At 70.0% G+C, this 24,993-nt stretch carries 26 protein-coding genes; 20 read left to right on the top strand and 6 right to left on the bottom strand.

Annotation, left to right across the window (positions count from 1 at the left end):
- Positions 1 to 62: 62 nt before the first annotated feature.
- From OG866_RS18455 to OG866_RS18430, 6 genes are all read left to right on the top strand, one after another.
- Positions 63 to 1,013, top strand: coding sequence for a type II secretion system F family protein (locus OG866_RS18455; RefSeq protein ID WP_329344180.1), 951 nt, complete (start codon positions 63 to 65; stop codon positions 1,011 to 1,013).
- The gene (locus OG866_RS18450) at positions 1,010 to 1,933 is read left to right on the top strand and encodes a type II secretion system F family protein (protein WP_329336028.1); all 924 of its coding nucleotides are present in this window, start codon (positions 1,010 to 1,012) and stop codon (positions 1,931 to 1,933) included. The genes OG866_RS18455 and OG866_RS18450 overlap by 4 nt, the downstream gene beginning before the upstream one ends.
- A 67-nt stretch (positions 1,934 to 2,000) precedes the next feature.
- Positions 2,001 to 2,252, top strand: a complete 252-nt coding sequence (locus tag OG866_RS18445) for a hypothetical protein (RefSeq protein ID WP_194084078.1) — start codon at positions 2,001 to 2,003, stop codon at positions 2,250 to 2,252.
- 118 nt (positions 2,253 to 2,370) lie between these two features.
- Entirely contained in the window at positions 2,371 to 2,751 is a 381-nt protein-coding gene (locus OG866_RS18440; protein ID WP_329336025.1) for a TadE family protein, read from the top strand.
- A gap of 3 nt (positions 2,752 to 2,754) precedes the next feature.
- Positions 2,755 to 3,192, top strand: a complete 438-nt coding sequence (locus tag OG866_RS18435; RefSeq protein WP_329336023.1) for a TadE/TadG family type IV pilus assembly protein — start codon at positions 2,755 to 2,757, stop codon at positions 3,190 to 3,192.
- Positions 3,193 to 3,260: 68 nt separating this feature from the next.
- On the top strand, positions 3,261 to 3,677 hold the full coding sequence (locus OG866_RS18430; protein ID WP_329344178.1) for a pilus assembly protein TadG-related protein: 417 nt from the start codon (positions 3,261 to 3,263) through the stop codon (positions 3,675 to 3,677).
- Between the two features lie 73 nt (positions 3,678 to 3,750).
- On the opposite strand, the gene OG866_RS18425 is transcribed toward OG866_RS18430, so the two are convergent.
- Entirely contained in the window at positions 3,751 to 5,403 is a 1,653-nt protein-coding gene (locus OG866_RS18425) for a sigma-70 family RNA polymerase sigma factor (protein ID WP_329336021.1), read from the bottom strand.
- A gap of 239 nt (positions 5,404 to 5,642) precedes the next feature.
- On the opposite strand from OG866_RS18425, the gene OG866_RS18420 reads away from it, so the two are divergent.
- Positions 5,643 to 6,056, top strand: coding sequence for an SsgA family sporulation/cell division regulator (locus OG866_RS18420; protein ID WP_329336019.1), 414 nt, complete (start codon positions 5,643 to 5,645; stop codon positions 6,054 to 6,056).
- A gap of 24 nt (positions 6,057 to 6,080) precedes the next feature.
- Here OG866_RS18420 and OG866_RS18415 read toward each other — a convergent pair whose 3' ends face one another.
- The gene (locus OG866_RS18415; RefSeq protein ID WP_126273691.1) at positions 6,081 to 6,416 is read right to left on the bottom strand and encodes a hypothetical protein; all 336 of its coding nucleotides are present in this window, start codon (positions 6,414 to 6,416) and stop codon (positions 6,081 to 6,083) included.
- A 151-nt stretch (positions 6,417 to 6,567) separates the two neighbouring features.
- On the opposite strand from OG866_RS18415, the gene OG866_RS18410 reads away from it, so the two are divergent.
- The 7 genes from OG866_RS18410 to OG866_RS18380 all read left to right on the top strand — a co-directional run bounded on the left by OG866_RS18410 (position 6,568) and on the right by OG866_RS18380 (position 14,804).
- Positions 6,568 to 7,215, top strand: coding sequence for a hypothetical protein (locus tag OG866_RS18410; RefSeq protein ID WP_329336016.1), 648 nt, complete (start codon positions 6,568 to 6,570; stop codon positions 7,213 to 7,215).
- A 2-nt stretch (positions 7,216 to 7,217) separates the two neighbouring features.
- On the top strand, positions 7,218 to 7,832 hold the full coding sequence (locus tag OG866_RS18405; protein WP_329336014.1) for a hypothetical protein: 615 nt from the start codon (positions 7,218 to 7,220) through the stop codon (positions 7,830 to 7,832).
- Positions 7,819 to 8,139 (top strand): hypothetical protein, encoded by a 321-nt coding sequence (locus tag OG866_RS18400; RefSeq protein ID WP_329336013.1) that lies wholly within the window; start codon positions 7,819 to 7,821, stop codon positions 8,137 to 8,139. Before OG866_RS18405 ends, OG866_RS18400 begins: the two co-directional genes overlap by 14 nt.
- Positions 8,136 to 8,606: a hypothetical protein gene (locus OG866_RS18395; RefSeq protein WP_329336012.1), complete on the top strand. Its 471-nt coding sequence runs from the start codon at positions 8,136 to 8,138 to the stop codon at positions 8,604 to 8,606. The genes OG866_RS18400 and OG866_RS18395 overlap by 4 nt, the downstream gene beginning before the upstream one ends.
- A gap of 95 nt (positions 8,607 to 8,701) precedes the next feature.
- Complete coding sequence (locus tag OG866_RS18390) at positions 8,702 to 13,303, top strand: DUF6531 domain-containing protein (RefSeq protein ID WP_329336010.1); 4,602 nt, start codon at positions 8,702 to 8,704, stop codon at positions 13,301 to 13,303.
- A gap of 27 nt (positions 13,304 to 13,330) precedes the next feature.
- Positions 13,331 to 13,801 (top strand): hypothetical protein, encoded by a 471-nt coding sequence (locus OG866_RS18385; RefSeq protein ID WP_329336009.1) that lies wholly within the window; start codon positions 13,331 to 13,333, stop codon positions 13,799 to 13,801.
- 52 nt (positions 13,802 to 13,853) lie between these two features.
- Positions 13,854 to 14,804, top strand: a complete 951-nt coding sequence (locus OG866_RS18380; RefSeq protein WP_329336008.1) for an SUKH-3 domain-containing protein — start codon at positions 13,854 to 13,856, stop codon at positions 14,802 to 14,804.
- Here OG866_RS18380 and OG866_RS18375 read toward each other — a convergent pair.
- Positions 14,779 to 14,994, bottom strand: coding sequence for a DUF397 domain-containing protein (locus OG866_RS18375; protein WP_329336006.1), 216 nt, complete (start codon positions 14,992 to 14,994; stop codon positions 14,779 to 14,781). The two genes, OG866_RS18380 and OG866_RS18375, sit on opposite strands and share 26 nt — an antisense overlap.
- 8 nt (positions 14,995 to 15,002) lie before the next feature.
- On the bottom strand, positions 15,003 to 15,854 hold the full coding sequence (locus OG866_RS18370) for a helix-turn-helix domain-containing protein (RefSeq protein WP_329336005.1): 852 nt from the start codon (positions 15,852 to 15,854) through the stop codon (positions 15,003 to 15,005).
- A 228-nt stretch (positions 15,855 to 16,082) separates the two neighbouring features.
- Here OG866_RS18370 and OG866_RS18365 point away from each other — a divergent pair, with 228 nt between their 5' ends.
- Complete coding sequence (locus OG866_RS18365) at positions 16,083 to 16,490, top strand: ATP-binding protein (protein WP_329336003.1); 408 nt, start codon at positions 16,083 to 16,085, stop codon at positions 16,488 to 16,490.
- A gap of 7 nt (positions 16,491 to 16,497) precedes the next feature.
- A complete protein-coding gene (locus tag OG866_RS18360; RefSeq protein ID WP_443063645.1) occupies positions 16,498 to 17,376 on the top strand; it encodes a hypothetical protein in 879 nt (292 codons plus the stop codon).
- Between the two features lie 107 nt (positions 17,377 to 17,483).
- Here OG866_RS18360 and OG866_RS18355 read toward each other — a convergent pair whose 3' ends face one another.
- Both OG866_RS18355 and OG866_RS18350 read right to left on the bottom strand, forming a co-directional pair.
- Positions 17,484 to 18,545, bottom strand: a complete 1,062-nt coding sequence (locus OG866_RS18355) for a hypothetical protein (protein ID WP_329344177.1) — start codon at positions 18,543 to 18,545, stop codon at positions 17,484 to 17,486.
- A complete protein-coding gene (locus OG866_RS18350) occupies positions 18,542 to 19,210 on the bottom strand; it encodes a hypothetical protein (RefSeq protein ID WP_329336000.1) in 669 nt (222 codons plus the stop codon). Before OG866_RS18350 ends, OG866_RS18355 begins: the two co-directional genes overlap by 4 nt.
- A 345-nt stretch (positions 19,211 to 19,555) precedes the next feature.
- On the opposite strand from OG866_RS18350, the gene OG866_RS18345 reads away from it, so the two are divergent.
- The 4 genes from OG866_RS18345 (at position 19,556) to OG866_RS18330 (ending at position 24,977) form a co-directional block, all read left to right on the top strand.
- Positions 19,556 to 22,519, top strand: a complete 2,964-nt coding sequence (locus OG866_RS18345; RefSeq protein ID WP_329335998.1) for a BTAD domain-containing putative transcriptional regulator — start codon at positions 19,556 to 19,558, stop codon at positions 22,517 to 22,519.
- Positions 22,516 to 23,241 (top strand): prepilin peptidase, encoded by a 726-nt coding sequence (locus tag OG866_RS18340; protein WP_329335997.1) that lies wholly within the window; start codon positions 22,516 to 22,518, stop codon positions 23,239 to 23,241. The genes OG866_RS18345 and OG866_RS18340 overlap by 4 nt, the downstream gene beginning before the upstream one ends.
- 90 nt (positions 23,242 to 23,331) lie before the next feature.
- Positions 23,332 to 24,531: a cyclic dehypoxanthinyl futalosine synthase gene (gene mqnC / locus OG866_RS18335; protein WP_329335996.1), complete on the top strand. Its 1,200-nt coding sequence runs from the start codon at positions 23,332 to 23,334 to the stop codon at positions 24,529 to 24,531.
- A complete protein-coding gene (locus OG866_RS18330) occupies positions 24,531 to 24,977 on the top strand; it encodes an imidazolonepropionase-like domain-containing protein (protein WP_329335995.1) in 447 nt (148 codons plus the stop codon). The genes mqnC and OG866_RS18330 overlap by 1 nt, the downstream gene beginning before the upstream one ends.
- Positions 24,978 to 24,993: the final 16 nt, after the last annotated feature.

Below are 24,993 nucleotides of genomic sequence, written 5' to 3'. Positions count from 1 at the left end.
CAGTGAATCCAGTGAATCCGGTAAATCCCGTGGATCTCGCGGCACTCGACTCGCTTGGCTCCATGGGCGGCCTCTTCTCCACCGCCGTCCTCTACTCGCTGGCCTGCGGTGTCGCCGTCGGCGGCGGACTCGCGCTGCTCGTCGCCGCCGTACGCGGTCTGCCGGTCAAACCCGACCACGAGAAGCAGAAGGCCGCCGAGCGGGCCAGCGAACTGATCCGGTTCGCGGGGCAGCGTGGCTCACTCGCCGCCATCGTCGGACTCGTCGTCCTTCTGCTCACCCGCTGGGCCGTCGCCGGTATCGCGGCCGGTGTGCTCGTCTTCTTCTGGGACCGGCTGTTCGGCGGGGCCAGTGAGGAGCGCGCCGCGATGAAGCGCGTTGAGGCACTGGCCTCCTGGACGGAGTCCCTGCGCGACACCATCGCCGGCGCGGTCGGCCTGGAGCAGGCGATCCCGGCGTCCGCCCGTGCCTCGGCCCCCGTGCTGCGACCCCACCTGGACGCCCTGGTCGACCGCCTCCGCTCCCGCACCCCGCTGCCCGACGCGCTCCAGCATCTCGCCGACGAGATCAACGACGCGTCCGCCGACATCATCGTCGCGGCGCTCATCCTCAACGCCCGCCTCCGCGGCCCCGGTCTGCGGCAGGTCCTCGGCGCGCTCGCCAAGTCGGCACGCGAAGAGGTCGACATGCGCCAGCGCGTGATGGCCCAGCGGTCCTCGACGCGCCGCTCGGTGCAGATCGTGGTCGCGGTCTCGATCGCCTTCGTGCTGGGCCTGTCCATCTTCAACCGCGACTTCGTGGAGCCGTACGGCACCGCAGTCGGCCAGCTCGTACTGGCTTGTGTCTGCGGCCTGTTCGCGCTCGGCTTCTGGTGGCTGCGCAAGCTGTCCACCATCGAGACGCCCGAACGCTTCCTGGTCAAGGACGAGTCGTCGGTCCAGTTCGTCCGGCCACGCAACCCGTCGTCCCAGTCGCCCCAGACGCTCCAGCAGGAAGAGGGGGTACGACGATGAGTCTGACCATGCCGCTCGTCGTCGGCGCGGTCATCGGCCTGGGCATCTACGTCCTCGTCCGCGCCCTGATGCCGTCGAAGCGCAGCGCGGTCGCCCAGGTCGCGCGGATCGACGCGATGCGCGCGCGAGGGGCGGCGTACGAGTCCGCCCGGACCTCCGCCGACCAGGGCCGAATCGGCTCCCTGCGGGCCGATGTCGGCCTGCGCGTCGCCGAGTTCTACATGCAGCAGGGCTGGGAACTGCGCTCGCTGCGCGCGGACCTCGCCGTCCTGGACCGCGGCTGGGAGAAGTTCCTCGCCACGAAGGTGCTGCTCGGGGTGGCGGGCCTGTTCTTCGGCCCGTTCCTGTTCGCGGTGGCGTGGACGCTGAGCCTGGGCAGCAGCCCGATCATCCCGGTCTGGCTGGCGCTCACCTTCGGGGCCATCTTCTTCTTCCTGCCCGACCTGGAGGTACGCCGGGACGCCGCCGAGAAGCGTCGTGACCTGCGGCGCGTGATCGGGGCGTACCTGGACCTGGTGTCGATGAGCCTCGCCGGCGGCCGGGGCCTCCCGGAGGCGCTGATGGCGGCGGCGGAGGTCTCGGACGGCTGGGCCACCCAGCGCATCCGCAACGCCCTCGCCGACGCCCGCATCACCGGCATCAGCCAGTGGCAGGCGCTGGGCGCGCTCGGAGAGGAGCTGGGCGTCGAGGAGCTGAAGGACCTGTCCGCCTCCCTCGCCCTGGTGGCGGACGACGGCGCCAAGGTCCGCGAGTCCCTCGCCTCCCGGGCCGAGACCATGCGGCACCGTGAACTCGCCGAGATCGAGGGCAGCGCGGGCGAGAAGTCGCAGTCGATGCTCGTGGCCCAGCTGCTGCTCTGCGCCGGATTCCTGGTCTTCCTGATCTTCCCGGCGGCCATGCGGGTCTTCCAGGTCTCCTGAAGCCTCCAAGCCCGTCAGACCGTCTCCAGAACTGCTGCCAACCGCTGTACCGAGAGGACAACACATCATGAACGGACGGAACTTCAGCACCGGGATCCCGGCCGTGGACTTCCTGGTCACCTTCCTGACCGCGCGCGTCGAGCGCGCCCGCTCCGGCGAGCTGGACCGCGGTGCCTCCGCGGTCGAGTGGGTCATCATCTCCGCGGTCGTCGTGGCGATCGTCGGCGTCGTCGCCGCGATCATCAACGCCGCCCTGAGCGAGGGCGCCAACAAGGTCGGCGACTGCATCAAGGGCGCCGACGCGGGCAAGACCTGCTGATCTCACTGATTACGGGGTTGAGTTGACGGGGTTGCGCGTGGGCGTAGGCGTGGGCAGATGGGTACGCCGCAGGGTGGAGACGGCTCGGAAAGAGGCGTCCGCCCGCGGCGACTCCGGCATGACCGCGATCGAGTTCGTGCTGCTCACCCCGGTCCTCTTCTTCATGATCTTCGCGACGGTCCAGTTCGCGCTGTACTTCTTCGCCGACCACGTCGCCCAGGCGGCGGCCCAGGCGGGCGCCCGCAAGGCCCGCGCCACGGCCGACGCCCAGCCGGGCGGCTGGCGCGGGGAGGCGCGGGACGTCGTCGACAGCTACATCAGCCAGCTCGGCCCGACGCTGGTGCTGTCGCCGAACGTGACCATGCTCCAGCCCGAGCAGAACACGGTCGGCGTGGAGATCACGGCGAAGGTCCCGACCGTCTTCCCGGGCCTGGATCTGACGGTCCACGCGCAGTCGCAGGGGCCCGTGGAGAGGTTCGTCCAGGAGGACGGGAACTAGACGATGAAGTCCTCTCTGCGCGCGGTGGCCCGCCGGTTCCGCGGTGATGAACGCGACCGGGGCCTGTCCACGGTCGAGGTCGTGATCCTCGCCCCCGTGATGATCCTGTTCATCCTGGTCCTGGTCGCCTTCGGCCAGCTCGTCGACGGCCGGGGCGCGATCGACAGCGCCGCCCGGGACGCGGCGCGCGCCGGTTCGATCCAGAAGGACCACGCGACGGCGATGTCCGAGGCCCGCAAGGCCGCGGAGGCCGATCTCGCGGATGTCTGCTCGGGCCCGGTGACGGTGGACCAGACGAGCGCGGGCTTCGAGGCGGCCACGTTCTTCACGGTCGAAGTGAGCTGCGAGGTCCGGGGGTTGGCCATGCTCGGCCTGGACGTCCCGACCACCCTGACGGCGAGCTTCAGCTCACCGCTGGATCCGTTCCGGAGGACGGCGTGAAGGGCGTGAACGGGGTGAACGGTGTGCGGGACCGCGTCGGTGGCTGGCTGTCCGCCCGCCGGGCCGCGATGGACGACCGCGGCTCGGGCGCCGGCGCGGTCATCATCTTCGCCCTCGTCTTTCTCTCCCTCTCCGCCTTCGTGATCGACGGCGGCCTCTCCATCAGCAAGCGCGAACGCGCCGCCGACATCGCCGAACAGGCCGCCCGCTACGCCGCCCAGGACATCGACCTCGATTCCCTCTACGACGACGAGAACGGCCCCGCCCCGATCAACTTCGGCAACTGCGACGCCCGCGTGAAGGCGTTCGCCCGCGAGATGGACATGTCCGGCGCGGACATCGCCGCGACGCACTGCGTGACGGCTGACGCCGAACAGGTCGAGGTCGAGGTGCAGTTGACGTACTCGCCGGTGTTCACGGGGATGTTCTACGGCGGGGATGTCGTCGTGCACGGGCAGGCCGTCGCCGAGAACGAGGTCGGCTGAGGCGGTAGCCGGCGGCGGGGGTGGGGTGTGCGGGCGCCGGAGGCGTTCTGATCCGCCTCCGACGCCGGGTCGGTCATTCCTGAGCGGGTGAGTAAGGGTCTTCTGGGGCGGGGCAGTTGTCTCCGGGGACGGTCGGTTCGGGGGCCGTCGGTTCAGGGGCGGCGGGTTCTGGGGCGGCCGGTTCAGGGGTGGGTGCGGGATCTGCCGTAGCCGGGGGTTCGGTGGGCTCGGGAGCCGTCGTGGTGGGTGGCGGGGTGGTCGGGGGCGGGGTGGACGCCGGGGGGTCGGCCGGGGTCGGGGTCTCAGCAGGCGCCGGATCCACGGGAGTCGGGGACTCGGGCGCGGGGTCGGGGGCCGGTGTGCTCGGCGCTGCGGGAGCCGGTGTGTCCTCGGTGGGCGGTGCCGGGTCCTCGGGGGTGTCCTGAGCCGGGGGCGTGGGCTCCTCTGGAGTGTCCTGGGCTGGGGGCGCAGGCTTCTCCGGGGTGTCCTTGGTCGGAGGTACGGGCTTCTGTGGGGCCGGGGCCGGGGCCGGGTCGGTCGGCGGAGGGACGGAACCGTCCGCCGGGTCGCTCGGAGTCTCCGTGGGCTGATCGCCGCCCTGCGGTTGCGTGACGACCGTCTCTCCTACGCCGGTGACAGCCGCGACGGCGTCGTACGCCCCGCCTGATCCGCCACCGCTGTCAACACCGGCCGCCTGTCTCGTCGTATCACCACCACCGCCACTCACCGGAGTCCCGGCCACCGGTGCCTCGGCCACCGGCGCCTGGGCGGCCGGAGCCTCCGCGACAGGCGCCCGCTCGGCCGGAGTCGGAGTGGAATAGCCGGGCCCGAGGGCGAGGATGAGCACGGCGGCGCTCGCCACGACCGCACCGGCCGCGACGGCGGTCTTGGAACCACCGGCGGTGGCCGTCCGGACTCCCGCCAGCACCCCACCCCCCGTCCCCCCGGCCGCACCGGCGAGCAGGTACTTCCCCGCGCCCCCCGCCACGAAGACCAGCAACGCCGGCCCGACGAGCGCCGGCAACCGGTCGTTGGCGGTCATCAGCGCCGCCAGCCGGGCCCGGCAGTCGTCGCAGGTGTCCACATGCCCGAGCAGCCGCTCGGACTGCCGTTCCGTGGCGGTGCCCCGCACATAGGCCGGCATACGCGCCCAGTGCACCTGGCAGGCGGGGTCGTCCGGCGCTCCGGCCTGGACCCGCAGGTACGCCTGCCGCATGCCTTCCCGGGCCCGGTGGAGCAGTACGGCCGTCGCCCCCTCCTTCGTGCCCACCTGCGGACCGATCGCCGCCAGCGGCTGTCCTTCCGCCTCCGCGAGCCACAGCGCCTTGACCCACCGCTCGGGCAACTGCCCCAGCACCCGTACCAGGAGGTCGACGGAGGACACCTGCTCGGCCGGATCGCCGCCACCCGGCGCCTGCGCCGGCGTTCCCTGCGCGGGGACGACGACGCGTTCGTCGCTGTGCGGGTCGCGCGGTGTCTCCCGTACGGCGGTTCCGGCGGCGGCGGTCGCGAGATTCCGCACGGTCGTCATCAGATACGCGGGCACGTTGTCGATCTCGTGCCCCTCGGACAGCCGCCGCCACACCCTGAAGTGGGCCTCGGCGACGAGGTCTTCGGCGGTCCAGGAGTTCCGGGTGAGGGAGCGGGCGTACGCGACGAGGCGCGGCTGTTGCTCCTCGTATATCCGGGCATAGGAGAAGGTCGAAGCAGTGGAACCGTCGGACATGGCGGAACGCTCCAGGGCCTGCGGGGGGAGGGGCAGGGAAGGGTTTGTCAGCGTAGATGACAAAACTTTCAATCAAAGTTTCAAGCGTCATGGAAAGTGGCGCACGTCACATGAGTTGACCGCCGAAGTCGCGTAATGAAACCGGCCCGCACGTGCTCGTACATGTACGTCGGCCCGCTGGGCCGCCGCCCCGCATGTCCACCGTCCACACGAGACGCCCCGCAACGGAGACCGCGCACATGTCCATCACCCTGGAACAGCCCACCGGCGCCAGCCTGCTCACCCCCGACGACGAGGAGCTGGCGGTGACGGTGACCCTCCGCTACATCTCGCGCGACCCGCTGGCCGTCCACTTCGTCTTCCCGGCGTGGATCTCGCTGGACGGCGAGGAACTGACCTGGACCTTCGCCCGCGGCCTCCTGGAGGAGGGCATCGGCACCCCGGCGGGCGTGGGGAACGTACACGTGAGCCCGTACGGACCGGCATGCACGGCGGTGGAGTTCCGCGCGCCGGAGGGCGTGGCGATCGTCCTCTTCGACACGACGACGCTCCACCGCTTTCTGCGTCGCTCGTACACGATCACCGAGCCGGGCGGCGAGCCCGTGGGGCCGGAGCTGGAACAGGGACTGGCCGCCCTGTTGGGTGGCGTATGAGCCCGGCAGGGGCCAGGCCTTGGCCTACTTCTCCTTCTTCGGCCGCTTGTCCTCGGTCTTCATCTTGTCGTTGACCTGCTTGGCCAGCTCGTCGTCGAGCTTCTTGAACTCGCGGACGACGGCGTCCGACATCTTCGACAGCGCGTCGAGCTGCTGCGTGATGTCCTCGCGGCCGTCCTCCCAGTTGGACTCGAAGTCGTCGAGGGCGTCGTTGACGCTGCCGTCGCCGATGTCGTCCTTGTACTGCTCGAACAGCTTCTTGGTGTGGTTGAGGCGGGTCTTGATCGACCGCAGCCGGCGTCCGTAGTCCTCCAGCTCGGTCAGCGGGAGCGAGAGGTCACTCTTGCCGTTCTGTCCCATGTCCCCGTCCCCCGGTTCCGATGCCGATCTCGTACTCTGACGTGCACGGTACAACGCAACGGTTGCAGCGAGCGATCGTGCAAACGCGTACTACTAGCGCGAAGTACTTCCGAACAACGGAGAAGTACGAACAACGGGGAAGGTCGACGGCATGGCCCGCTACATGGAGGCGCTCACGGTCGAGCGCGGGGGATTCCAGATCAAGGTCCCCGAGTCGTGGTGGGAGTTCGACGTACGCCCCGAATCCCGGGACGACTCGATCCACCGCATGGTCAACGACCGGATCGCCCAGCGCCCGGAACTGGCGCAGTACAAGGACGTCTACAACGACTTCCTCCGCAAGGCCGCGGCCGACGCCTGGAAGTCGGGCGCCCTGTACTGCGGCTGCATGGCGGAGAACTTCGGCGGCGACACCCCGATCACGGGCTCGGTGACGGTGTCGATGGTCGGCGGCCGCAACGAACGCGGCGAGCCCCTCTCCAACGACCCCTCCGTCATCGCGAGCCAACTCGCCGTCAAGGAAGCCAAGAAGGAGGGCGACTCCTGGCGCAAGGTCACGACGGTCGACATTCCCGGCGTCGGCCCGGCGGCCCGCACCTACGGCATCGAGGACATCGTCGTACCCGGCGACGCCCTCAACCGCACGATCCGCGCCGTCCTGATGCAGACGTACATCCCCGTACCCGGCCAGGAGGGCAAGGTCGCCCTGGTGGGCGGTAGCAGCCAGGTCCTGGACCTCGCGGACTCCTTCTTCGACATCTTCGACGCGATCACGTCGACGTTCCGGTTCACCGGCTGACGGTGGCACGGGCCGACGAGCGGGGGCTGGCGTACGACGTCTTCGGGCCGTTGTGGTCGGTGCTGGACTTGGCGGCCGCGGCGGGTTCGTCGACGCTGACCACCTTCGTGACGGCACACCGGGGAGAGTTGGACGGCCTGCTGGCGGGGGTACGGGAGATCGGCGACTTCTCACCCGGGACGATGCGGCTCTTCGAGCGGCAGGGTGGCTGGGGCGACGGGTCGGGGGAGGTGACGGCCGAGTCCCTGATGCTGCATTCGGGCTGCATCGAGGAGTATCCACCGGGCGTCGACAATCCACGGGTGCTCGGGCGGATGCTCGGCATGGGCGCCGACTTGCAGCTGACGAGGCTCATGGAAGGGCTGGTGGGCGCCGCGATCGTGCGGGGGCCGGGGGTGGAGAGAGGCGCGCCTCTCGTCGTAGCGGCGGTGCGGAGTGCGGCTGCGCTGTTGGGCCCGGACAGGAGATGTTCGATGACGGAAGTCTTCCGGATGTGGCGGGTGGCGTTCCTGCCGGGCGTACTGCGACCGGATTCGCCGACGCCGGAGGGGGCGAGGGCGGGCGTGAGGGCGTACGCCCATGCGCTGGAGGGCGTGCTGCTCGATGGACCTGGATGAACTGCGTAGGTGGTACGGCCGCCTGCGCGCGGAGCTGGACGAGCGGCGGTACGAGGTGACTTGGCAGGCACCGATCGCGAGCCGCCCCAAACCGAGCGCCTGCCTCACCCTCGAAGGCCCGGACCGCCTGGCCGCGTTGACTGTCTGGGACACGGCGGAGGCGCAACTCCAGCTGGCGAAGGTGGCCAGTGGCGAGGTGACAGACGAGGTGCTGGAGTTGGCCGATGCTGATCAATTGGCGTGGGCCGTGACGAGGATGAAGGCCTGGGTCATGGGACGAGACACCAGAGAAGAACGTTCGGCATGACACGCGACTGGAACTGGGAAACCGGCGAAGGCCTGCTCGGCATGGACGACCCGGCCGAAGTCGACGCCGCGCTCGACCGCAACGACGACAAGCTGGGCGCCGCGGTGATCGGCCTCGCCCTCAACTGCCCTCCTGAGGTGGTGTCCCCGCGGATCATCCGCGCCCTGGAACTGCTGCCGGGCCCGGGCCGGGACTTCCCCTTCACCGCGACCGCCCACCTGGCCCGCCTCGACGGCCGCCTGACTCCGGAGCTGTACGAGGCCCTGCGCGCCGAGGGCCTCGGCGGCGCCGCCGACCACGCGATCGACGACACGCTGACGTTCGTACCCTTCAGGGATCTGCCGCCGTGGCTGAAGCGGCGGTGGGTCTACGTGACGGTGCGGGAGACGCTGCTGAGGTGGTGGCTACGGCCGTTGGAGGCAATCGGCGAGGCCTGGCGGGCGCTGCGCGGACGCCGTCGGACCTGATGACATGCTGTTTGTCGCGTCGAACGACCGTTCCCTGTAGGTTCGCGGGTGCACATAGCTGTTGAGAGTGATGCACGCGTGACGGGGGTTGCGGTATGGCGGGGCATCGGCCCACGGACTGGCATGTCCTGGATCTGGACAAGGATCCGACGCCGGGTGATCCGGACCGGATCAAGCGGCTGGCGAAGACACTTCACGATTTCGCCGATGACGTCTCGGATGCCCTCCGCCTGGTGAACGGCATGGCGGGTGAGGACACCCTGCTGGAGTGGGCGGGCAAGTCTGCCGAAGTCTTCAAGGACGAGTTCGGCGATGTCCCGAAGAACCTGAAGAAGCTGAAGAAGTCGTACGAGTTGTGCGGGGACGCGCTGACCGACTTCTGGCCGAAGCTGGAGCGGGCGCAGGCGTTGGCCGACCGGGCGTTGGCCAAGGGGCGGGAAGCACAGAGCGACCTCTCCTCCGCCAGCTCCCGTCTCACGTCGGCCGATTCGTGGGTGACGCGGGCGAACAAGGAAGCGGACAAGTACAAGGACGACCCGACCGGCAGTAAGTCGGGCGGTGACAAGCCGGATGAGGGCAAGGTTCGTGCCGCCACTCGTGATGCCCAGCACGCCAAGACCGCCCAGACCAGCGCCCAGTCGGACGTCGACAGCGCGCAGGACGCCCTCGCCGCCGCGAAGAAGATGGCCGCCGACGCGCGGAAGATGCGTGAGGAAGCCGCCCACACCGCGAAGACGAAGATCGACGAGGCGTCCGACGCCGGCATCCAGAACCGCTCCTGGTGGGAGGAGGTCGGGGACTGGTTCACGGACAACTGGGACAACATCGTCGCCGTCTGCAAGATCGTCGTTGCCGTGGTCGGTGTCATCGCGATGATCATCGGTGGGCCGATCCTCGGAGCGATCGTCCTCATCGCGGCCCTCGTCGTACTCGCGGACACGCTCTACAAATATTCCAAGGGCCAGGCCTCCCTATGGGACGTAGGCCTGGCCGCGCTCGACTGCATCCCCGGCATGAAGGGCCTGACCACCCTCGGCGGCCTCGCCAAGGGGCTGAAGATGCTCGGCAAGGGTGGCCTCAAGGCCATGGCCAAGGGGCTGGGGAAGAAGGGCCTGCGCAAGGAGGCCGACGAGGCCGCCGCGCACAGCAAGCCCCCGAAGGGCCGTTGCAAGAACGGCGACCCGATCGACATGATCTCCGGCGAGATGCTCATGCAGGAGACCGACGTCGACCTGCCGGGCCTGCTCCCGACCGTGCTGCGTCGGACCCACCTGTCGACCTACCCGTACGGCCGTTCCTTCGGGCAGTCCTGGGCCTCCACCCTCGACGAACGCCTCGAACTGGACGACGAGGGCGCCGTCTTCGCGACCGAGGACGGCATGCTCCTCTTCTACCCGGTGCCCACACCGGGCACCTCGGTCCTGCCGTCGGAGGGCCCGCGCCTGCTGCTGGACTGGGACGGCGCCCCCGGCACCCCCGTGCGGATCACCGACCCGGGCAGCGGCATCACCCGCCACTTCGCCCCGCGCCGACGCCCCACGGCCGCAGACGACGTCTTCACCCTCCCCCTCGCGGCGATCACCGACCGCAACGGCCTCCGTATCGACTTCGACCGCGACGACGACGGCACACCGGTCGCCGTACGGGACTCGGCGGGCCGCCACGTGTACGTCGACACCGACGCCGACAGCGGACGCGTCACCGGACTCCGCCTCCACAACCCGGAGGACGGCCCTGACGGCACGACACTCAAGCGCTTCGGCTACGACCCCGACGGCAACCTCACCGAGATCCACAACTCCAGCGGTCTGCCCCGGAAGCTCACGTACGACGCGCGCGGGCGCATCACGTCGTGGACCGACCGCAACGCATACTCCTACCGCTTCACCTACGACGCCCTGGACCGCTGCACCGGCGGTACCGGCTCGGACGGCAGCCTCGCCTCCTCGATCACATATGACACGGAGAGCCGCGAGACGCGCTACACAGACGCGCTCGGCCATACGACGACGTACCACTACAACGAACTCCTCCAGCTCACCGCCGAGACCGACCCCCTCGGCCACCGCACGTACTCCGAGTGGGACCGCTACGGGCGGATGCTCTCCCGCACCGACGAGCTGGGCCGTACGACCCGCTTCACGCTCGGCGCGCACGGCGAGCCGGTGCGCATGGACCGGCCCGACGGCACCAGCATCGAGGTGGAGTACGACGCCGACGCCCAGCCCGTCGCCGTCACTCAGCCCGACGGCTCGCGCTGGGAGTGCACCTACGACGACCGGGGCAACCTGCTCACCAGCACCGACCCGCTGGGCGCGGTGACCTCGTACGCGTACGACGAACGCGGGCACCGGATCGCGCAGACCGACGCGCTCGGCAACACGTTCCGGTACGACACCGACGGCACCGGGATGCCGGTGCGGGTCGTCGACCCGCGCGGCAGCGTCGTGACGGTGCAACGGGACGTGTACGGCCGTGTCGTACGCATCGACGACCCCGTCGGCGGCACCGTCCGCCAGAGCTGGAACCCCGAGGGCCTGCTGCTGTGGCGCGAGCGCGCGGACGGCGGCCGGGAGTCCTGGGCCTACGACGCGGAGGGCAACCTCACCGAACACCGCGAGCCGGGCGGTTCCGCCACCGTCTTCGAGTACGGCGCGTTCGACCTGCCCAGCGCCCGGACCGACCCGGACGGCACCCGCTACGTCTTCACCCACGACGCCGAGCTGCGCCTCACCGCCGTGACCAACCCGCAGGGCGGCCGGTGGAGTTACGACTACGACGCGGCCGGCCACCTGCTCGCCGAGACGGACTTCGACGGCCGCACGCTCACCTACGCCTATGACCCGACCGGCCGCCAGATCGAGCGCAGGAACGGCACCGGCCAGTCGGTGCGGATCACCCGTGACCTCGCGGGCCGGGTCGTGACGGCGCAGACCGACAGCGGCGCGGTCACCGAGCTGCGGTACGACGTGTCCGGACGGCTGACCGAGGCCGTGAACGCCGACAGCCGCGTCTCGTACGCGTATGACGCGGCGGGCAGGATCGTCGCCGAGGCGGTGGACGGCCGGACCGTCACCAGCGCCTACGACCTGCTGGGGCGGCGCATCCGCCGGACCACACCCTCGGGTGCGGTGTCGCAGTGGTCGTACGACTCCGCGGGCCTGCCCGTCTCGCTCGTCACCGCGGCCGGTGAGCTGACCTTCGCGTTCGACGCGGCCGGCCGGGAGACCTCCCGGGGCCTGGGCGCGGCGGCCACCCTGACGCAGTCGTGGGACTCCGGCCACCGCCTGGTGGAGCAGGTCGTCCAGGCGGCGACGGCCACCGGCGGCAGCAGCCAGCAAGGCGCTCCCACGGTCCGCCAGGCCCGCGCCTACGCCTATCGCGCGGACGGCCACCTGACCGCGATCACCGACCGCCTCTCCGGCACCCGCCGCTTCGACCTCGACCCCGTGGGCCGCGTCACCCGGGTTTCGGCGGACACCTGGACCGAGTCCTACGCCTACGACGACCTCGGCAACCTCACCGCCGCCGAGCACCCGGCGCCGGGCGGCGACGACGCCCAGGGCGCGGCGCGGCACTCCGGCACCAAGGTCACCTCGGCGGGCCGTACCTCCTACGAGCACGACGCGCAGGGTCGGGTGACCCGGGTGATCCGGCGCACGCTGTCCGGGCTGCGGCGCGTCTGGACGTACGTCTGGGACGCGGACGACCACCTCACCGAGGCGACGACGCCGGACAACGGCGTATGGCGTTACCGCTACGACGTGCTGGGCCGCCGCACCGCAAAGGCACGGGTGCGCGAGGACGGTTCCGTCGCCGACGAGACCCTCTTCACCTGGGACGCCGGCAACCTCGCGGAGCAGCAGACGCTGCGGGACGGGGTGGCGCAGACCGACACCTGGGACTGGGAGCCGGGCACGCACCGGGCGGCGGCGCAGGTGCGCAGCCAGTGGCGGGCCGACGACGACCAGGCCTCGGTCGACCGGCGGTTCTACGCGATCGTCACCGACCTGGTCGGCACGCCCAGCGAACTGATCGGTGAGGACGGGGAGATCGCCTGGCGCTCGGCGACGACCCTGTGGGGACGGCCGTTGCCCGGCGGCGACGCCGGAGACCTGTGCCCACTGTCCTTCCCGGGCCAGTACCGCGACCCGGAGACGGGCCTGCACTACAACCTGTCCCGCTATTACGACCCGGACACCGCGAGCTACCTCTCACCGGACCCCCTGGGCCTGGAACCCGCGCCGAACCACCACGCTTACGTCGACAACCCGCTGCGCTGGAGCGACCCGCTCGGCCTGGAGGGCGACGAGCCGATCCGTATCTACGACGACTCGACGTACGACAAGCACGGTTCGAGCTCCTCGTCGTCGGCCAAGGGCGAGATCGGCCGCGCTCCCTCGAACGGCCAGGCCGCGCTGGACCGATCCATCACGCGGGGCGACGGCAGCAACGCGGACGATTTCCGGCGCGTCGGCGTGGACCACGTCAACAACGAGATCGTGGTGCTCGACCGGCACGACTACGTCACGGACAAGAACGGCAAGATCGTCAAGGAGATCTACCATGGCCACGTCCAGGCCTCGTACCCGTCCAGCGCTGTCAAGGAAAACACTCTGACCAAGCTGGTGAGGGCCAAGATGATCAACAACAAGAAGAAGCAGAAGGTGCTCCCGCCGCCTCCGTGCGACGGGTGAGGGACGAAAGAAGGAAGACGACCAGTCATGCCGTCCGAGTGGAACTGGGAAAGCGGCGAGGGTCTGCTGGGTCTCGACGACCCCGCCGACTGGGACGCGGCCTACGAGCGCGGTGAGCAACACCTCGGTACGGCGGCGATCGGACTGGCCTTCAACTGCTCCCTGGAAGACGCCTCGCCGCGCATCCTCAAGGCGATGCGGCTGCCGGACCGCGACCAGCGAATCTTCGCCTACACCGCGGCCGGCACCGCGGCCCGGCTCAACGGCACGCTGACACCGGAGCTGTACGCGGCGCTGCGTGCGGAGGGGCATCACGGCATCGCCGAGAACGCCGTCGACGACACCCTGGACCACGTCCCGTTCCGGCAACTGCCGCCGTGGTTCAAGTGGCGGAAGATCGCGTCAAAGGTGTGGGACAAACTGGAGACCTGGCGGTTGACCGTCACGTATGCGGCCGAGGATGCCTGGAAATTCGTACGCGGTCGTCGGGAGCAGTGATTTCGTGTACCGACTGGTGGCCAGGGCCGTGTCGGCCCGTATCGGCACGTAGATGAGTCATGAGCCGATGCAGCGCTGGTCCATGGAGACGGACCGTGTGCTGCGGCGGGCGGGATGGCAGCCGGGGCGTTCGGTGGCGACCGAGACGTGGGAGGAACTCCTTCGTGAGCGCGGTTTCTTCCTGTTCCATTTCCATGAGGCCGCCCGTCGATTCCTCGCCGAATTCGGTGGGTTGGTGACCTACGGCTGGCCCGCGGACGCTGTCGCGACGCGATCGGCCGTCCGGTTCGACCCGCTCACGGCTGAGTGGGACGAGGCGGCCTTCGCCAGGCTGAGTGAGAAGGCCGGGACGCCTTTGTGCCCTGTCGGCCGGGCCGACAACGGGAACAGTTACCTGGCCATGGCGGAGGACGGGGCTCTGTACCTCGCCAGGGAGGACGTAGAGCAGCTTGCCGACTCCGCCGACCGAGGGCTGGACGTTCTCGTACGCTCGCAGGCGGCTGTGGCCGACCTCTGGGCTCCACGGACTCCGGTGCGCGCGCACGCGTTCTGGGATCGCGTGGGGGTGGTGGCGGTCGGAGAGGACACGGACCGGCGTGTACTGCGCGCCGCCGGGTGGTACCCAGGGCGTTCCGTCCCTACCGCGACTTGGGAGAGCGTGCTGCGTCTGCACGGTGAATTCGAGATCCACGAGGCCGCGCGGCGGTTCCTTGCCGAATTCGGTGGCGTGGGGATCCCGTTCCGGGAGCCGTGGGACTCCATGCCCTGGGGTGAATTCCGGCTCGATCCGCTGCTCGCTCTGTGGGACGAAGAGATCTTCGACGACCTGAGTGAGCAGGCCGGGACGTACCTCTATCCGATCGGCATGGTCGACCGCCGGAACCAGTACCTGGGGATCGCGGAGGACGGCGCGGTGTACGTGGGCATGGACTCCATCGCGCTTCTGGCGCCCACGCCGGACGAGGCGATGCAGAGGCTCACGAGGAGAGTTCGGTCGTCTTGAGGCCTTTGAGGCTCTTGAGGCTGTTGAGGAACGTGGCGAAGGCGGTGGGTGGGAAGGCGAGGGTGCCGTGGGCTGGGTGCTTGGAGTCGCGTATCGCTATGTGGGTGCGCAGGTTCGCCATCTCTACGCAGGCGTTGCCCTCGCCTCCGCCGGAGTAGGACGACTTTCGCCAGATGCCGGGGGTGTCCATGGGGTGCCTCACAGCTCCTTCGTCAACCTGTGGATCAAGTCGCGGGAACGACCGGGCTCCAGTGACTCCGCCTCCACTTTACGGAAGAGCGTTCGAAAGCGGCTGAGTTGAGCTTCGGCGTCGATGAACACCGTGCCGTTGGGGCCGTCTCGCACCACGGTGTCCAACGCGGGGACGGGACCTCCCGCGTACACCATGTCGCTCCCGGCTCCGCCGAATCCGTCCAGGTCGAAGGGGATGACGCGCACGGTGATGTGGTCGGCCTCGGAGAGTTCGATGATGCGGGTGAGCTGAGCCCGCGTGGCGGCGCGGTCGCCGACACGGATGCGGAGTGCCGCTTCGTGCAGCACGGTCCGGTACGGGATCGGATCGGGGCGCTCGATGATGACCTTGCGCTGCATGCGGTGCTCCACCCAGCGGTCCAGCTCGCTCGCGGGGTGCTCCGGGTTCACGTAGGAGAAGAGCGCGTGTGCGTAGTCCCGCGTCTGCAACAGTCCGGGGACGTGCAGGAAGTCCACGTCCCAGCGGTAGCGGGCGTGATGCTCCAGCTCGGCGAGGTCCAGGAACGGCGTGGGCAGCAGGCCTTGGTACTCCTCCCACCAGCCGCGCGTCCGGTCGGCGGTCATCGCCGCCAGCGCTGACACCAACTCCTCGTCCGCGCAGGCGTAGTGGGCGGCCATCCGGCGCAGGCGCTCTTCGCTGAGACCCGCGAGGCCCGCCTCGACCTGGCTCACCTGTGCCGAGTCCGTACCCAGCAGCGCGGCGGCTGCGCGCCCCTTCAGGCCTGCCGCCTCGCGGAGTTTCCGCATCTCGGCGCCCAAGCGCGCCTGGCGCGCCGTGGCCTGCTGCCTGCGTGGCATGTCCTTCTCCCTGCGCCCAACTGCCTTGCGGCAGTGCCTCGTTCGAGGGGCAGATTACGGCAACGGCTTGCGTCGGACCAAAATTGGCCCCTACTGTCAGTGACGCGACGCACACGTTGCGGAACGCCGGGCCCCCGGAAGCGCACCACTCCGTCCTGCCACGACGGCTGCGGCACTGCCACCGGACCGAGCCACAACCCCTCAACCCCCGACAGGAGTTCAGCTGCCATGCCCGAAACCGAGCCTTGGGAGTACTCCCTCTACATCCCGCACGACCCCCGCGCGGTCACTGTCTGCCGCCGCACCCTCCGCCTCATCCTCACCATGCACGGCCTCATCCGCCTCGTCGACACCGCCGAACTGCTCGCGGCGGAGCTGGTCTCCAACGCCGTACGCCATACGAAGGGCCCCGCGGCGCTGAGGGTGAGCTGGGCGGGCGGCGTGCTGCGGATCGGGGCGTGGGACGCGGACCCTGAACCGCCTGAGCCGCCGGGGGAGTTGGCCAAGCTCCTCGGCGCCGAGGCAGGGCGTGGGCTCGCCCTCGTCCGTGCCTCCGCCGACGTCTGGGGATGGCAGCCGCTCGCCAGGAACGGCCACCGGGGCAAGTACGTGTGGTGTGACCTTGTCGCGGCGTAGCTCGTTGATCACGTCGTATGGAAAGGAAGGGTTGCACCGGTTCAGTCAGAAGGACCCGGCGGGTTTCACGCGGACCCTTCAGCATGTGTTGCACATCCCCATCCCCGAGCCGCGCGACTTCGCTGTCCTGAACGCGGATCTCACCGAGATCGAGCCGATCGAGCGACGTGTGGACACGCTGCTGCGGGCGGAGACAGATGAAGGGGTGTACCTGCTGGTCGTCGAGTCACAGGGAGCGCGGGACGACGACAAGCGGAGCAGCTGGGCCTACTACCTCAGCTACCTGTACGCGAAGTACCGCTGGGAGCCGGTCCTGATCGTGCTCACCCAGAGCAGGTCCACGGCCCGTTGGGCTGCCCGGCCGATCCGGCTGGGGCTGCCCGGCTGGCATTCGCTCACCGTACGGCCGCTCGTGCTGAGCCCGGAGAACGTGCCGCTCATCACCAGCGAGGAGGAGGCGCGGCGGGATGTGTTCCTCGCGGCGTTCTCGGCGATGACGCATGGTAAGGGGCCGGGCGCCGCTGCCATACTGGGACCGCTGGCGGCGGCTCTGGAGACCACTGACGGCGACAGCGCGGGAATGATCGCGCAGTTCGTCGAGTCATGCCTGGTCGATGCCCAGGCCAAGCAGATCTGGAAGGAGCTGATGATGCCGGTGAACTACTTCTTCCGGCACGAGGTTGCCGAGAAGGTGCGGGAGCAGGGCCGGATCGAGGATCGTGCCGAGATGACTCTGCACATCCTCGAGTGGCGCGGAATCGCGGTCCCGGACTCCGTGCGTGACCGGGTGGAAGCGTGCTCCGACCTGGACCAGCTTGAGGTGTGGGCGCAGCGAGCTGTCCACGCGAGCCAGGCGGAGGACCTGTTCGCCGATGACCCCGTGTGATGCGGTGGCTGGGTGCGAGGCAGGTCACGGCGAGTGTCATGACGAATCCAGGTGCCCGCTCACGCTTCTCTTCCAGCGTCGCTCCTAGGGGAGTCGGACTCCGCGCGTCAGCGGTTGATCGCCTGGATCTCCTGGACGTTCATGTCCTGCGTCGTCTCGAACGTGCCGTCGGGGAGGTCGCCTCCCGTGCCGCCGGAGCCCTCCCACGTGATCTGCCAGGTCACCGACGCGGAGAGGTGGTACGGCGTGCCGTTCGTAGCCTTCAGGTAGCGGATGCCGCAGGGCGGGGTCTTGTCGGCGTCGCCCGTGGAATACGGGGTGCCGATCGAGCCGTCGTCGTTGATCTCGCAGTCACCCGAGGCGGGGAACGTCTGCGCGTCCTCCGTGCCCGGGTCCAGGTGCAGCGCGACCGGTTTGGCCGTCGTCTCCGCCCACAGACCCGTGTCCGGGAGCTCGGCGCGGACCTTGACCTCCTGGAAGGTGCCTTTGTCCAGCCAGACCCAAGTCGGCAGGTTCACTGTGGATTTGGTGGTTGGCTTCAGCTCGATCTCGGTGTCGGGTACCTCTACCTTGTCGTAGGCGTAGTTCGCCAGCGTCTCGGGAGTCGGCGCGTGGGCGATCTTCGGGATCTGGCCCGCAGGCTGCCAGAACATGATGCGGGAGCAGTCCCAGGAGTCCGGGTCGGAGATGTCCGGGGCCACGCTGCGCCAGAAGTAGCCGTCCTGGCCGAGGTTGTAGTTCTTGTAGCCCTCGACCGTCTTCCCGTCCTCGAAGTAGTTGATCGTGGACTTCTTGTCCCGGTAGTAGTCCGTCCAGAGTCCCTTACCGGCCCAGTACTCGTGGATGCCGACGTCCCCTACACCGGTGTTCTCCGAGAAGTCCTTCAGCGACGCGGGTGTGAAGACCGGCTCGTACCAGCAGGCCGGTGGCTTCCAGTTGACGTCGACCGAGGAGACCGGACCGCGCTTGCCGCTCGTGGGGCCGCTGACCTGGGTGACCTTGATCCGGGACTGACTGGCGGAGGCCAGCAGGGTCTTGCCGTCGGCGCCGCCCTGCGTGGTGTCGTGTCCGCCGGGGACCGGCTTGGCGGCGTAGGCGGTGCCCGCGGTCCAGAGGAGGGCTCCCGTGGCGAGGGGCAGGATCCACTTCGCTCGACGCAATGAGATCACTCCTCGCATTCCGTCGCCTTCTCCTTGACCGTGATCTGCTGGGCACGCCAGACCGGGGAGCTCTTCGCCGAAGCCATCACGATGCTGAACTTGAGGTAGTTCTCCGGACCTGCCTCGGTCGAGAGGACCTTCCCGCTCTTCACTTCCTTGCCGTAGACCTTGGTCTGGTCCTCGCAGAACGCGACGCGGACGAGCTTCACCGACTTGGACTCGCCGGCGGCGCTGGTCTCCGCCCGGTAGTAGCGGTCCTTGCCGGTGAGCGTCCAACCGCCCTTCACGTACTCCTTGATCTGGGTGTTCGCGTATCGGGCCGCGTCCCCGGCGGAGTAGTACTGGTAGGCGGGGTCGGAGGGATCCTGCTCGGTGATGCCGTGGTTGAGCGCACGGATGTAGTTCGCCGCGTCCGCGAGAGCCGCCGCGTTGTCCGCGTCCGAGGGCGTCTCGAAGTCGAAGACCAGCTCCAGGTCCTTGGGGAGACTCACGTCCGGTCTGTCCGCCGCGGGCGATGCCGACGCGGAAGCCGAAGCCGACGGCCTCCCCGACCCCGTGTCCGCCCCCTTGATGTCGTCCGACGACGTGTCGTCGCCCCCGCCGCACGCGGAGAGCAGAAGTGCCGCCGACATGGCGAACGCGGCGGCGGTGACGGGCAGGGTGCGGCGGGCCACGATGGATCTCCCCCGAGGATTGGCGATTGCAACGGGGAACGACGCTATCAGGGGCGGGTAATGCGCCCATGACGGGTCATTGGGGATTGTGTGGGGAACGTGAGAGTGTGGCGTGGCAGTTGCGAAGGGTGCAAGTGAACCACGGTCGAAAGTGGGGCAACTCCGGCCTGTCCGGCAGGTCGTGAGGAAGTGAGCGGGGGTGGAGAGGGAGGTTGTCCACAGGGGCTGACCGCTCTTCGACGCCGTACATAAGATCTCTGTAGGCTCAGTACACCTCTCACTGCGCCCAGTGCACCCAGTGCGCCCACCGCACCTTCACCACACACACCACCCAGGACACCCGCCATGCCGCGACGCCGCAGTTCAAGCTCGACGGGAAGCGCCACGCCTGCGAGCACGCCCCGCAACCGCACCCCCCAGCCCGTGCGGATCCGGCGACGGACGTTCGGGGACTTCGTCAAGGCGTTCTTCGCGTTCGTCGCGCTCGCCGTGCTGGTGGTCGGGGTGCCCGGAGCGCTCGCCATGACGGTCGGGTGGCCGTTGCCGAGCGGGATGCCGAAGGTGGAGTGGCTCCAGCAGCCGATCACCACCGGCACCTTCCTCCACATTCTCACCGTCATCGTGTGGCTGGCCTGGGCGCAGTTCACCGCCTGTGTGCTCGTGGAGATAAAGGCCGCCGTCTCCGGGGTGGGGGTGCCGGGGCGCGTTCCCGGCGCCGGGCCCAGTCAGATCCTCGCCCGGCAGCTCGTCGCCGCGCTGCTGCTGGTCGGTGCCACGGCCGCCAGCCTCACGCCGGGGCTGTCGCAGATCGGGCAGCACAGCCTCGACGGGAACCAGCGCGGTACCGTCGCCGCCGCCCAGCAGACCCCGGGCCTCTTCGCCCAGCAGCAGGAGCAGGCGGCCAGCACCGCCGCCGCCCTCGCCGAACAGGCCTCCCAGGCCGCCTCCCACGCGGACGCGCAGGGCGGCAGCACGGCCAAGTCCGACGACACGAAGTACTACCGGATCCAGCCGCCCGAGGGCCGGCACCACGACTCCCTCTGGGAGATCGCCGAGCGCCACCTCGGCGACGGGCGCCGGTACAAGGAGATCTTCGAGCTCAACAAGGACCGCGTACAGCCCGACGGCTCCAAGCTGTCCGAGGCCAGCCTCATCCGGCCCGGCTGGATCATGGAGATGCCGGGTGACGCGCGGGGCGGTGACCTCGTGGAGATGCCCGCGGAGGCCGGTGGCTCCGCCGCACAGCAGCAGGTCCACGACTACGGCCAGACCGGCGACCACGCCCAAGGCGGCGGCCACGCGCAGGGTGGAGGCCAGCAAGGCGGCGCCTCCCAGGTCTCCCTCCCCGAACAGCGGCCCGCCCCCGACCAGCAGCCCAGCCACCAGCAGCAGCACGCCACCGCTGCCACAGAAGAATCCTCTTTCGGCCTCCCCACGGCCCTCATCGGCGCCCCCCTCCTCGCCGCCGGTCTCCTCGGCGCCCTCGGCCGGCGTCGCCGTCAGGCCCTGTGGCAGTCGGCGTTCGGTGCGGTCGGCGGGCGGCGCGGCATGGAGCCGCCCACGCCGACCGGGGACGCCGCCGACGCGCAGGACGCCCTGCTCGTGGGCGCCGACCCCGAAGGCGTACGACTGCTCGACCGCTCCCTGCGCGGCCTCGCCGCGTCCCTCGGTGCCGAGTCGCGCCCGCTGCCCACCGCGTACGCGGCCTGGCTCGGCGGCAACGGTGACCTTCACCTCCAGCTCGCCCAGCCGTCCGGCAACCCGCCCGCGCCCTGGCAGCTCGGGCAGGACCAGACGTTCTGGATGCTCGCGCGCAGCGACGCCGAGCGGTACGAGGACGTCGACGCCGCCGCCCCGTACCCGGGTCTGGTCAGCCTCGGCACCATGGACGATTCCCGGCTGCTCCTGAACCTGGAGTCCGTGCCCGGCATCGTGTCCCTCTCCGGCCCCGAGGCCGACCGGGCCGCCGTCTTCGCCTCCGTCGCCGCCGAACTCGCCACCAACGGCTGGTCGGACCGCATGACCATCACCCTCGTCGGCTTCGGCGAGGACCTCACACCGCTCGCCCCCAACCGGCTGCGGCACATCGACGGCATCGACGACCTCGTCGAGACCATGGAGGCCGAGACGCGGCAGCGGCGCGGGGCCCTCGGCGCCGCGGGTCATGACTCGGTCCTGACCGGGCGCACCGGGCCCGCCCAGCACACCCGTTGGGCCCCGCACCTCGTCCTCCTCGCCGCCGAGCCCTCCGCCGACGACGCGATGAAGCTCGCCGAACTCGCCGCCGACGCCAGCCGTCTCGGCATCGGCTACCTCGTCGGCACCGACAGCGGCGATCTGCCCGGCGCCGCCTGGGAGATGGAGATCACCGGCGAGGGCAAGCTGCTCGCCCCGCTGCTCGGCCTCGAACTCGACGCCCAGCTGCTGCCCGTGCCGTTGCAGCGCGCGGTCGTCGAGCTGTTCGTCGAGTCCGACCCGGAGCGCGAACCGCAGGGACCGGCCACCGCGCCGCCGTTCCTCGTCGACATCAGCGAGCAGGGCCGTCCTGCCGTCTACGCGCGGCTCGTCGGGCCGTACGAGATCATCGGCCTCGACACCCCCGACGGCGAGCGGAGCGCCCTCCTCCATGAGGCGCTCGCCCTGCTGCTCCTGCACCGCGAGGGCGTCCACCCGCGCGTGCTGTCCTCGGCGCTGTGGCCGCGCGGGGTCACGGACGACGTCCGCGAGGCCCTGCTCGACCGGCTGCGCGCCTGGCTCGGCACCGACCCCGACGGCACTCCGCGCCTCAAGACCGACTCCACCGGGCGGCTCACGCTCGCCAAGTCCGTCGTCTCCGACCTCGATGTGCTGCGCTCGCTCTACCACGAGGCCACGCAGGGCCGCGGCGTCGACAGCCGTGCCGTGCGCGGCCGGCTGCTCACCGACGCGCTGGTGCTGGTCCGCGGGCCGCTCCTCGCCGACCGGCCCGAGGGCCGCTACCGCTGGCTCACCCACGAGATCATCGACGCCCAACTCCCGCTGCTCGTCGCCGACATCGGCCTCGCGCTCTCCGAGTTCCACCTGGTCAAGGACCGCGCGGAGAAGGCCATCGAGGCCCTGAACGCGGCCCTCAACTCCGCCCCCGGCGACGAGCGCCTCTGGCACGAACTGCTCCGCGCCACCCACGCCACCGGCGACACCGCCCGCCTCCAGGCCCTCGCCGCCGACCTCATCTCCCGCAGCGGCGCCCGCGGCCTGCCGCCGCGCACGGAGGCGCTGCTCGACGAGCTCCTGCCGACGTGGCGCGACGGCGTCGCGGCCGTGGGATGAGCAGCTGGCTCCTCGTGGCGGCCGCCGCGCTGTGGGGCGCGGCGGCGGGCGCGCTGCTGCCGAGAGCCGCCTACCGGTTCTCGGCCCCCGCGGGGGAGCCGTGGCGGGAAGCGTGCCCCGATGGTCATCCGGTACGGGGGTGGCTCGGCCGCGGCCGGTGCGGCCTCTGTCCCCAGTCCTACGGTCCCCCCGCCACCCTTCTCTCCCTCGTCACCGCCCTCGTCTGCGCCGCCCTCGCCGCCGCCACCGGCACCCGGCCCGAGATCGGCGTCTGGCTGCTGCTCGCACCGGTCGGCGTACTGCTGGCGGTCGTGGACCTGAAGGTGCAGCGCCTCCCCGACCCGCTCACCCTCCCCTTCGCGGCCGCCGCGCTCGTGCTGCTCGGCGCGCTGTCCCTCGTCCCCGAGCACACCGGCGACTGGCCGCACGCCGCCCTCGGCGCCCTCGCCCTCGGCGGCGGCTACTTCGTCCTCTTCCTCATCAACCCGGCCGGCATGGGCTTCGGCGATGTGAAGCTGGCGCTCGGGGTGGGCGCGGTGCTGGGCTGGTACGGCTGGCCGACGGTCATGCTCGGCACCTTCGCCGGGTTCCTGCTGGGGGCGCTGTACGGCGGTGCGCTGATCGTCGTACGCAAGGCGGGCCGGAAGACGGCGATCGCGTTCGGCCCGTTCCTGATCATGGGAGCCTTCCTGGGCGTACTGATCGGGGCGTACGCGGCCTGACGTCGGTCCGGAAGAGTGCCTGGCGTAGGCTGGCCGAGTCCGTGCACATGGATGCTTCCGTCCACAACCCTTGACGAAAGGGACGCTCCGGTGACCGAGAAGGCCGACCTTCAGTCCGTCCTCGACCGCGCCGCCGCCGGTGGGCGGATCACCCCTGAAGAGGCGCTCGACCTCTACCGTGACGCCCCGCTGCACGTGCTGGGCTCCGCCGCCGACGCGGTACGACGCCGTCGGTACGCGGGCACGGAGCACATCGCGACGTACATCATCGAGCGGAACATCAACTACACGAACGTGTGCGTCACGGCGTGCAAGTTCTGCGCCTTCTACGCGCCGCCGAAGGACACGAAGAACGGCTGGACGCGCGACCTGGACGACATCCTGCGGCGCTGTGCCGAGACCGTCGAACTCGGTGGCACGCAGATCATGTTCCAGGGCGGGCACCACCCGGACTACGGCGTGGAGTACTACGAGAAGCACTTCGCCGCCATCAAGCAGGCGTACCCGCAGCTCGTCATCCACAGCCTGGGGGCGAGCGAGGTCGAGCACATGGCCCGCATCTCCAAGGTCAGTGTGGAGGAGGCCATCCAGCGGATCCACGCCGCCGGCCTCGACTCCTTCGCGGGCGCCGGTGCGGAGCTGCTCCCCGAGCGTCCGCGCAAGGCCATCGCGCCGCTGAAGGAGAGCGGTGAGCGCTGGCTGGAGATCATGGAGACGGCGCACCGGTTGGGCGTCGAATCCACCTCCACCATGCTCATGGGCACGGGCGAGACCAACGCCGAGCGCATCGAGCACCTGCGGATGATCCGTGACGTACAGGACCGGACCGGGGGCTTCCGGGCCTTCATCCCGTACCTCTACCAGCCGATGAACAACCATCTGAAGGGCCGCACGCAGGCCACGATCTTCGAGTACCTGCGGATGATCGCGATCTCCCGGCTCTTCATGGACAACATCGCCCACATCCAGGGCTCCTGGCTGACCACCGGTCAGGACGCGGGCCAGCTGACGCTGCACTACGGCGCGGACGACCTCGGCTCGGTGATGCTGGAGGAGAACGTCGTCTCGGCGGCCGGTGCCAAGCACCGCTCCAACCTCCAGGAAATGATCGACATGATCCGCACGGCGGGCCGCACCCCGGCCCAGCGCGCCACGACGTACGAGCACCTCGTCGTCCACGACGACCCGGCGAACGACCCGGTCGACGTGCGCGTCCAGTCCCACATCTCGTCCACGGCGATCGAGGGCGGCACGGCTCACCCTGAGCTGAAGATCCTCACCTCCAACTAGTGCGCACGCTGCATGCGGCCGGCGAGGTGCGGTACACGTGGACCTCTGAGCCGATCAAGGGCGGCGCCGTCCTGGTGGACCGGGACCGTATCGCCGCCCTGGGCGCGCTGGACGAGCTGCGCGAGCGGTTTCCGGATGCCCGCGTCCGGGTCTGGCCGGGCGTCCTCGGCCCCGCCCGCAATTTCGTGAGCCCGCTTCCGGAGGCCCCGAGCCCGCGCGAGGTCATCCACGCCGTACTGAAGTCGGGCGCGACGACGATCCTGACGGAGTACGCCGATACGCCCGAACTCCGCGCGGCGGCCGAGCGGAACGACGTACTGATGGTCCCGCGCGCCCAGGCGACACCGCTCAGGGAGGCCGGCCGCGCGGACTTGGCGGTCTTTGCCGAGAACGGCGAGTGCATCGCAACGGTCTGCGCCGGGCGCCTGGTTCACAGACGACGCTGACGACGCCGCGAAAGGG

Source organism: Streptomyces sp. NBC_00663 (assembly GCF_036226885.1).
GTDB lineage: Bacteria > Actinomycetota > Actinomycetes > Streptomycetales > Streptomycetaceae > Streptomyces.
This window is presented reverse-complemented; position numbering and strand designations above follow the sequence as displayed.

Coding starts and splice junctions, on each gene's coding strand:
- OG866_RS18455 (WP_329344180.1), top strand. CDS start 63: ATGGGCGGCCTCTTCTCCACCGCCGTCCTCTACTCGCTGGCCTGCGGT.
- OG866_RS18450 (WP_329336028.1), top strand. CDS start 1,010: ATGAGTCTGACCATGCCGCTCGTCGTCGGCGCGGTCATCGGCCTGGGC.
- OG866_RS18445 (WP_194084078.1), top strand. CDS start 2,001: ATGAACGGACGGAACTTCAGCACCGGGATCCCGGCCGTGGACTTCCTG.
- OG866_RS18440 (WP_329336025.1), top strand. CDS start 2,371: ATGACCGCGATCGAGTTCGTGCTGCTCACCCCGGTCCTCTTCTTCATG.
- OG866_RS18435 (WP_329336023.1), top strand. CDS start 2,755: ATGAAGTCCTCTCTGCGCGCGGTGGCCCGCCGGTTCCGCGGTGATGAA.
- OG866_RS18430 (WP_329344178.1), top strand. CDS start 3,261: ATGGACGACCGCGGCTCGGGCGCCGGCGCGGTCATCATCTTCGCCCTC.
- OG866_RS18425 (WP_329336021.1), bottom strand. CDS start 5,403: ATGTCCGACGGTTCCACTGCTTCGACCTTCTCCTATGCCCGGATATAC.
- OG866_RS18420 (WP_329336019.1), top strand. CDS start 5,643: ATGTCCATCACCCTGGAACAGCCCACCGGCGCCAGCCTGCTCACCCCC.
- OG866_RS18415 (WP_126273691.1), bottom strand. CDS start 6,416: ATGGGACAGAACGGCAAGAGTGACCTCTCGCTCCCGCTGACCGAGCTG.
- OG866_RS18410 (WP_329336016.1), top strand. CDS start 6,568: ATGGCCCGCTACATGGAGGCGCTCACGGTCGAGCGCGGGGGATTCCAG.
- OG866_RS18400 (WP_329336013.1), top strand. CDS start 7,819: ATGGACCTGGATGAACTGCGTAGGTGGTACGGCCGCCTGCGCGCGGAG.
- OG866_RS18395 (WP_329336012.1), top strand. CDS start 8,136: ATGACACGCGACTGGAACTGGGAAACCGGCGAAGGCCTGCTCGGCATG.
- OG866_RS18390 (WP_329336010.1), top strand. CDS start 8,702: ATGGCGGGGCATCGGCCCACGGACTGGCATGTCCTGGATCTGGACAAG.
- OG866_RS18385 (WP_329336009.1), top strand. CDS start 13,331: ATGCCGTCCGAGTGGAACTGGGAAAGCGGCGAGGGTCTGCTGGGTCTC.
- OG866_RS18380 (WP_329336008.1), top strand. CDS start 13,854: ATGAGTCATGAGCCGATGCAGCGCTGGTCCATGGAGACGGACCGTGTG.
- OG866_RS18375 (WP_329336006.1), bottom strand. CDS start 14,994: ATGGACACCCCCGGCATCTGGCGAAAGTCGTCCTACTCCGGCGGAGGC.
- OG866_RS18370 (WP_329336005.1), bottom strand. CDS start 15,854: ATGCCACGCAGGCAGCAGGCCACGGCGCGCCAGGCGCGCTTGGGCGCC.
- OG866_RS18365 (WP_329336003.1), top strand. CDS start 16,083: ATGCCCGAAACCGAGCCTTGGGAGTACTCCCTCTACATCCCGCACGAC.
- OG866_RS18345 (WP_329335998.1), top strand. CDS start 19,556: ATGCCGCGACGCCGCAGTTCAAGCTCGACGGGAAGCGCCACGCCTGCG.
- OG866_RS18340 (WP_329335997.1), top strand. CDS start 22,516: ATGAGCAGCTGGCTCCTCGTGGCGGCCGCCGCGCTGTGGGGCGCGGCG.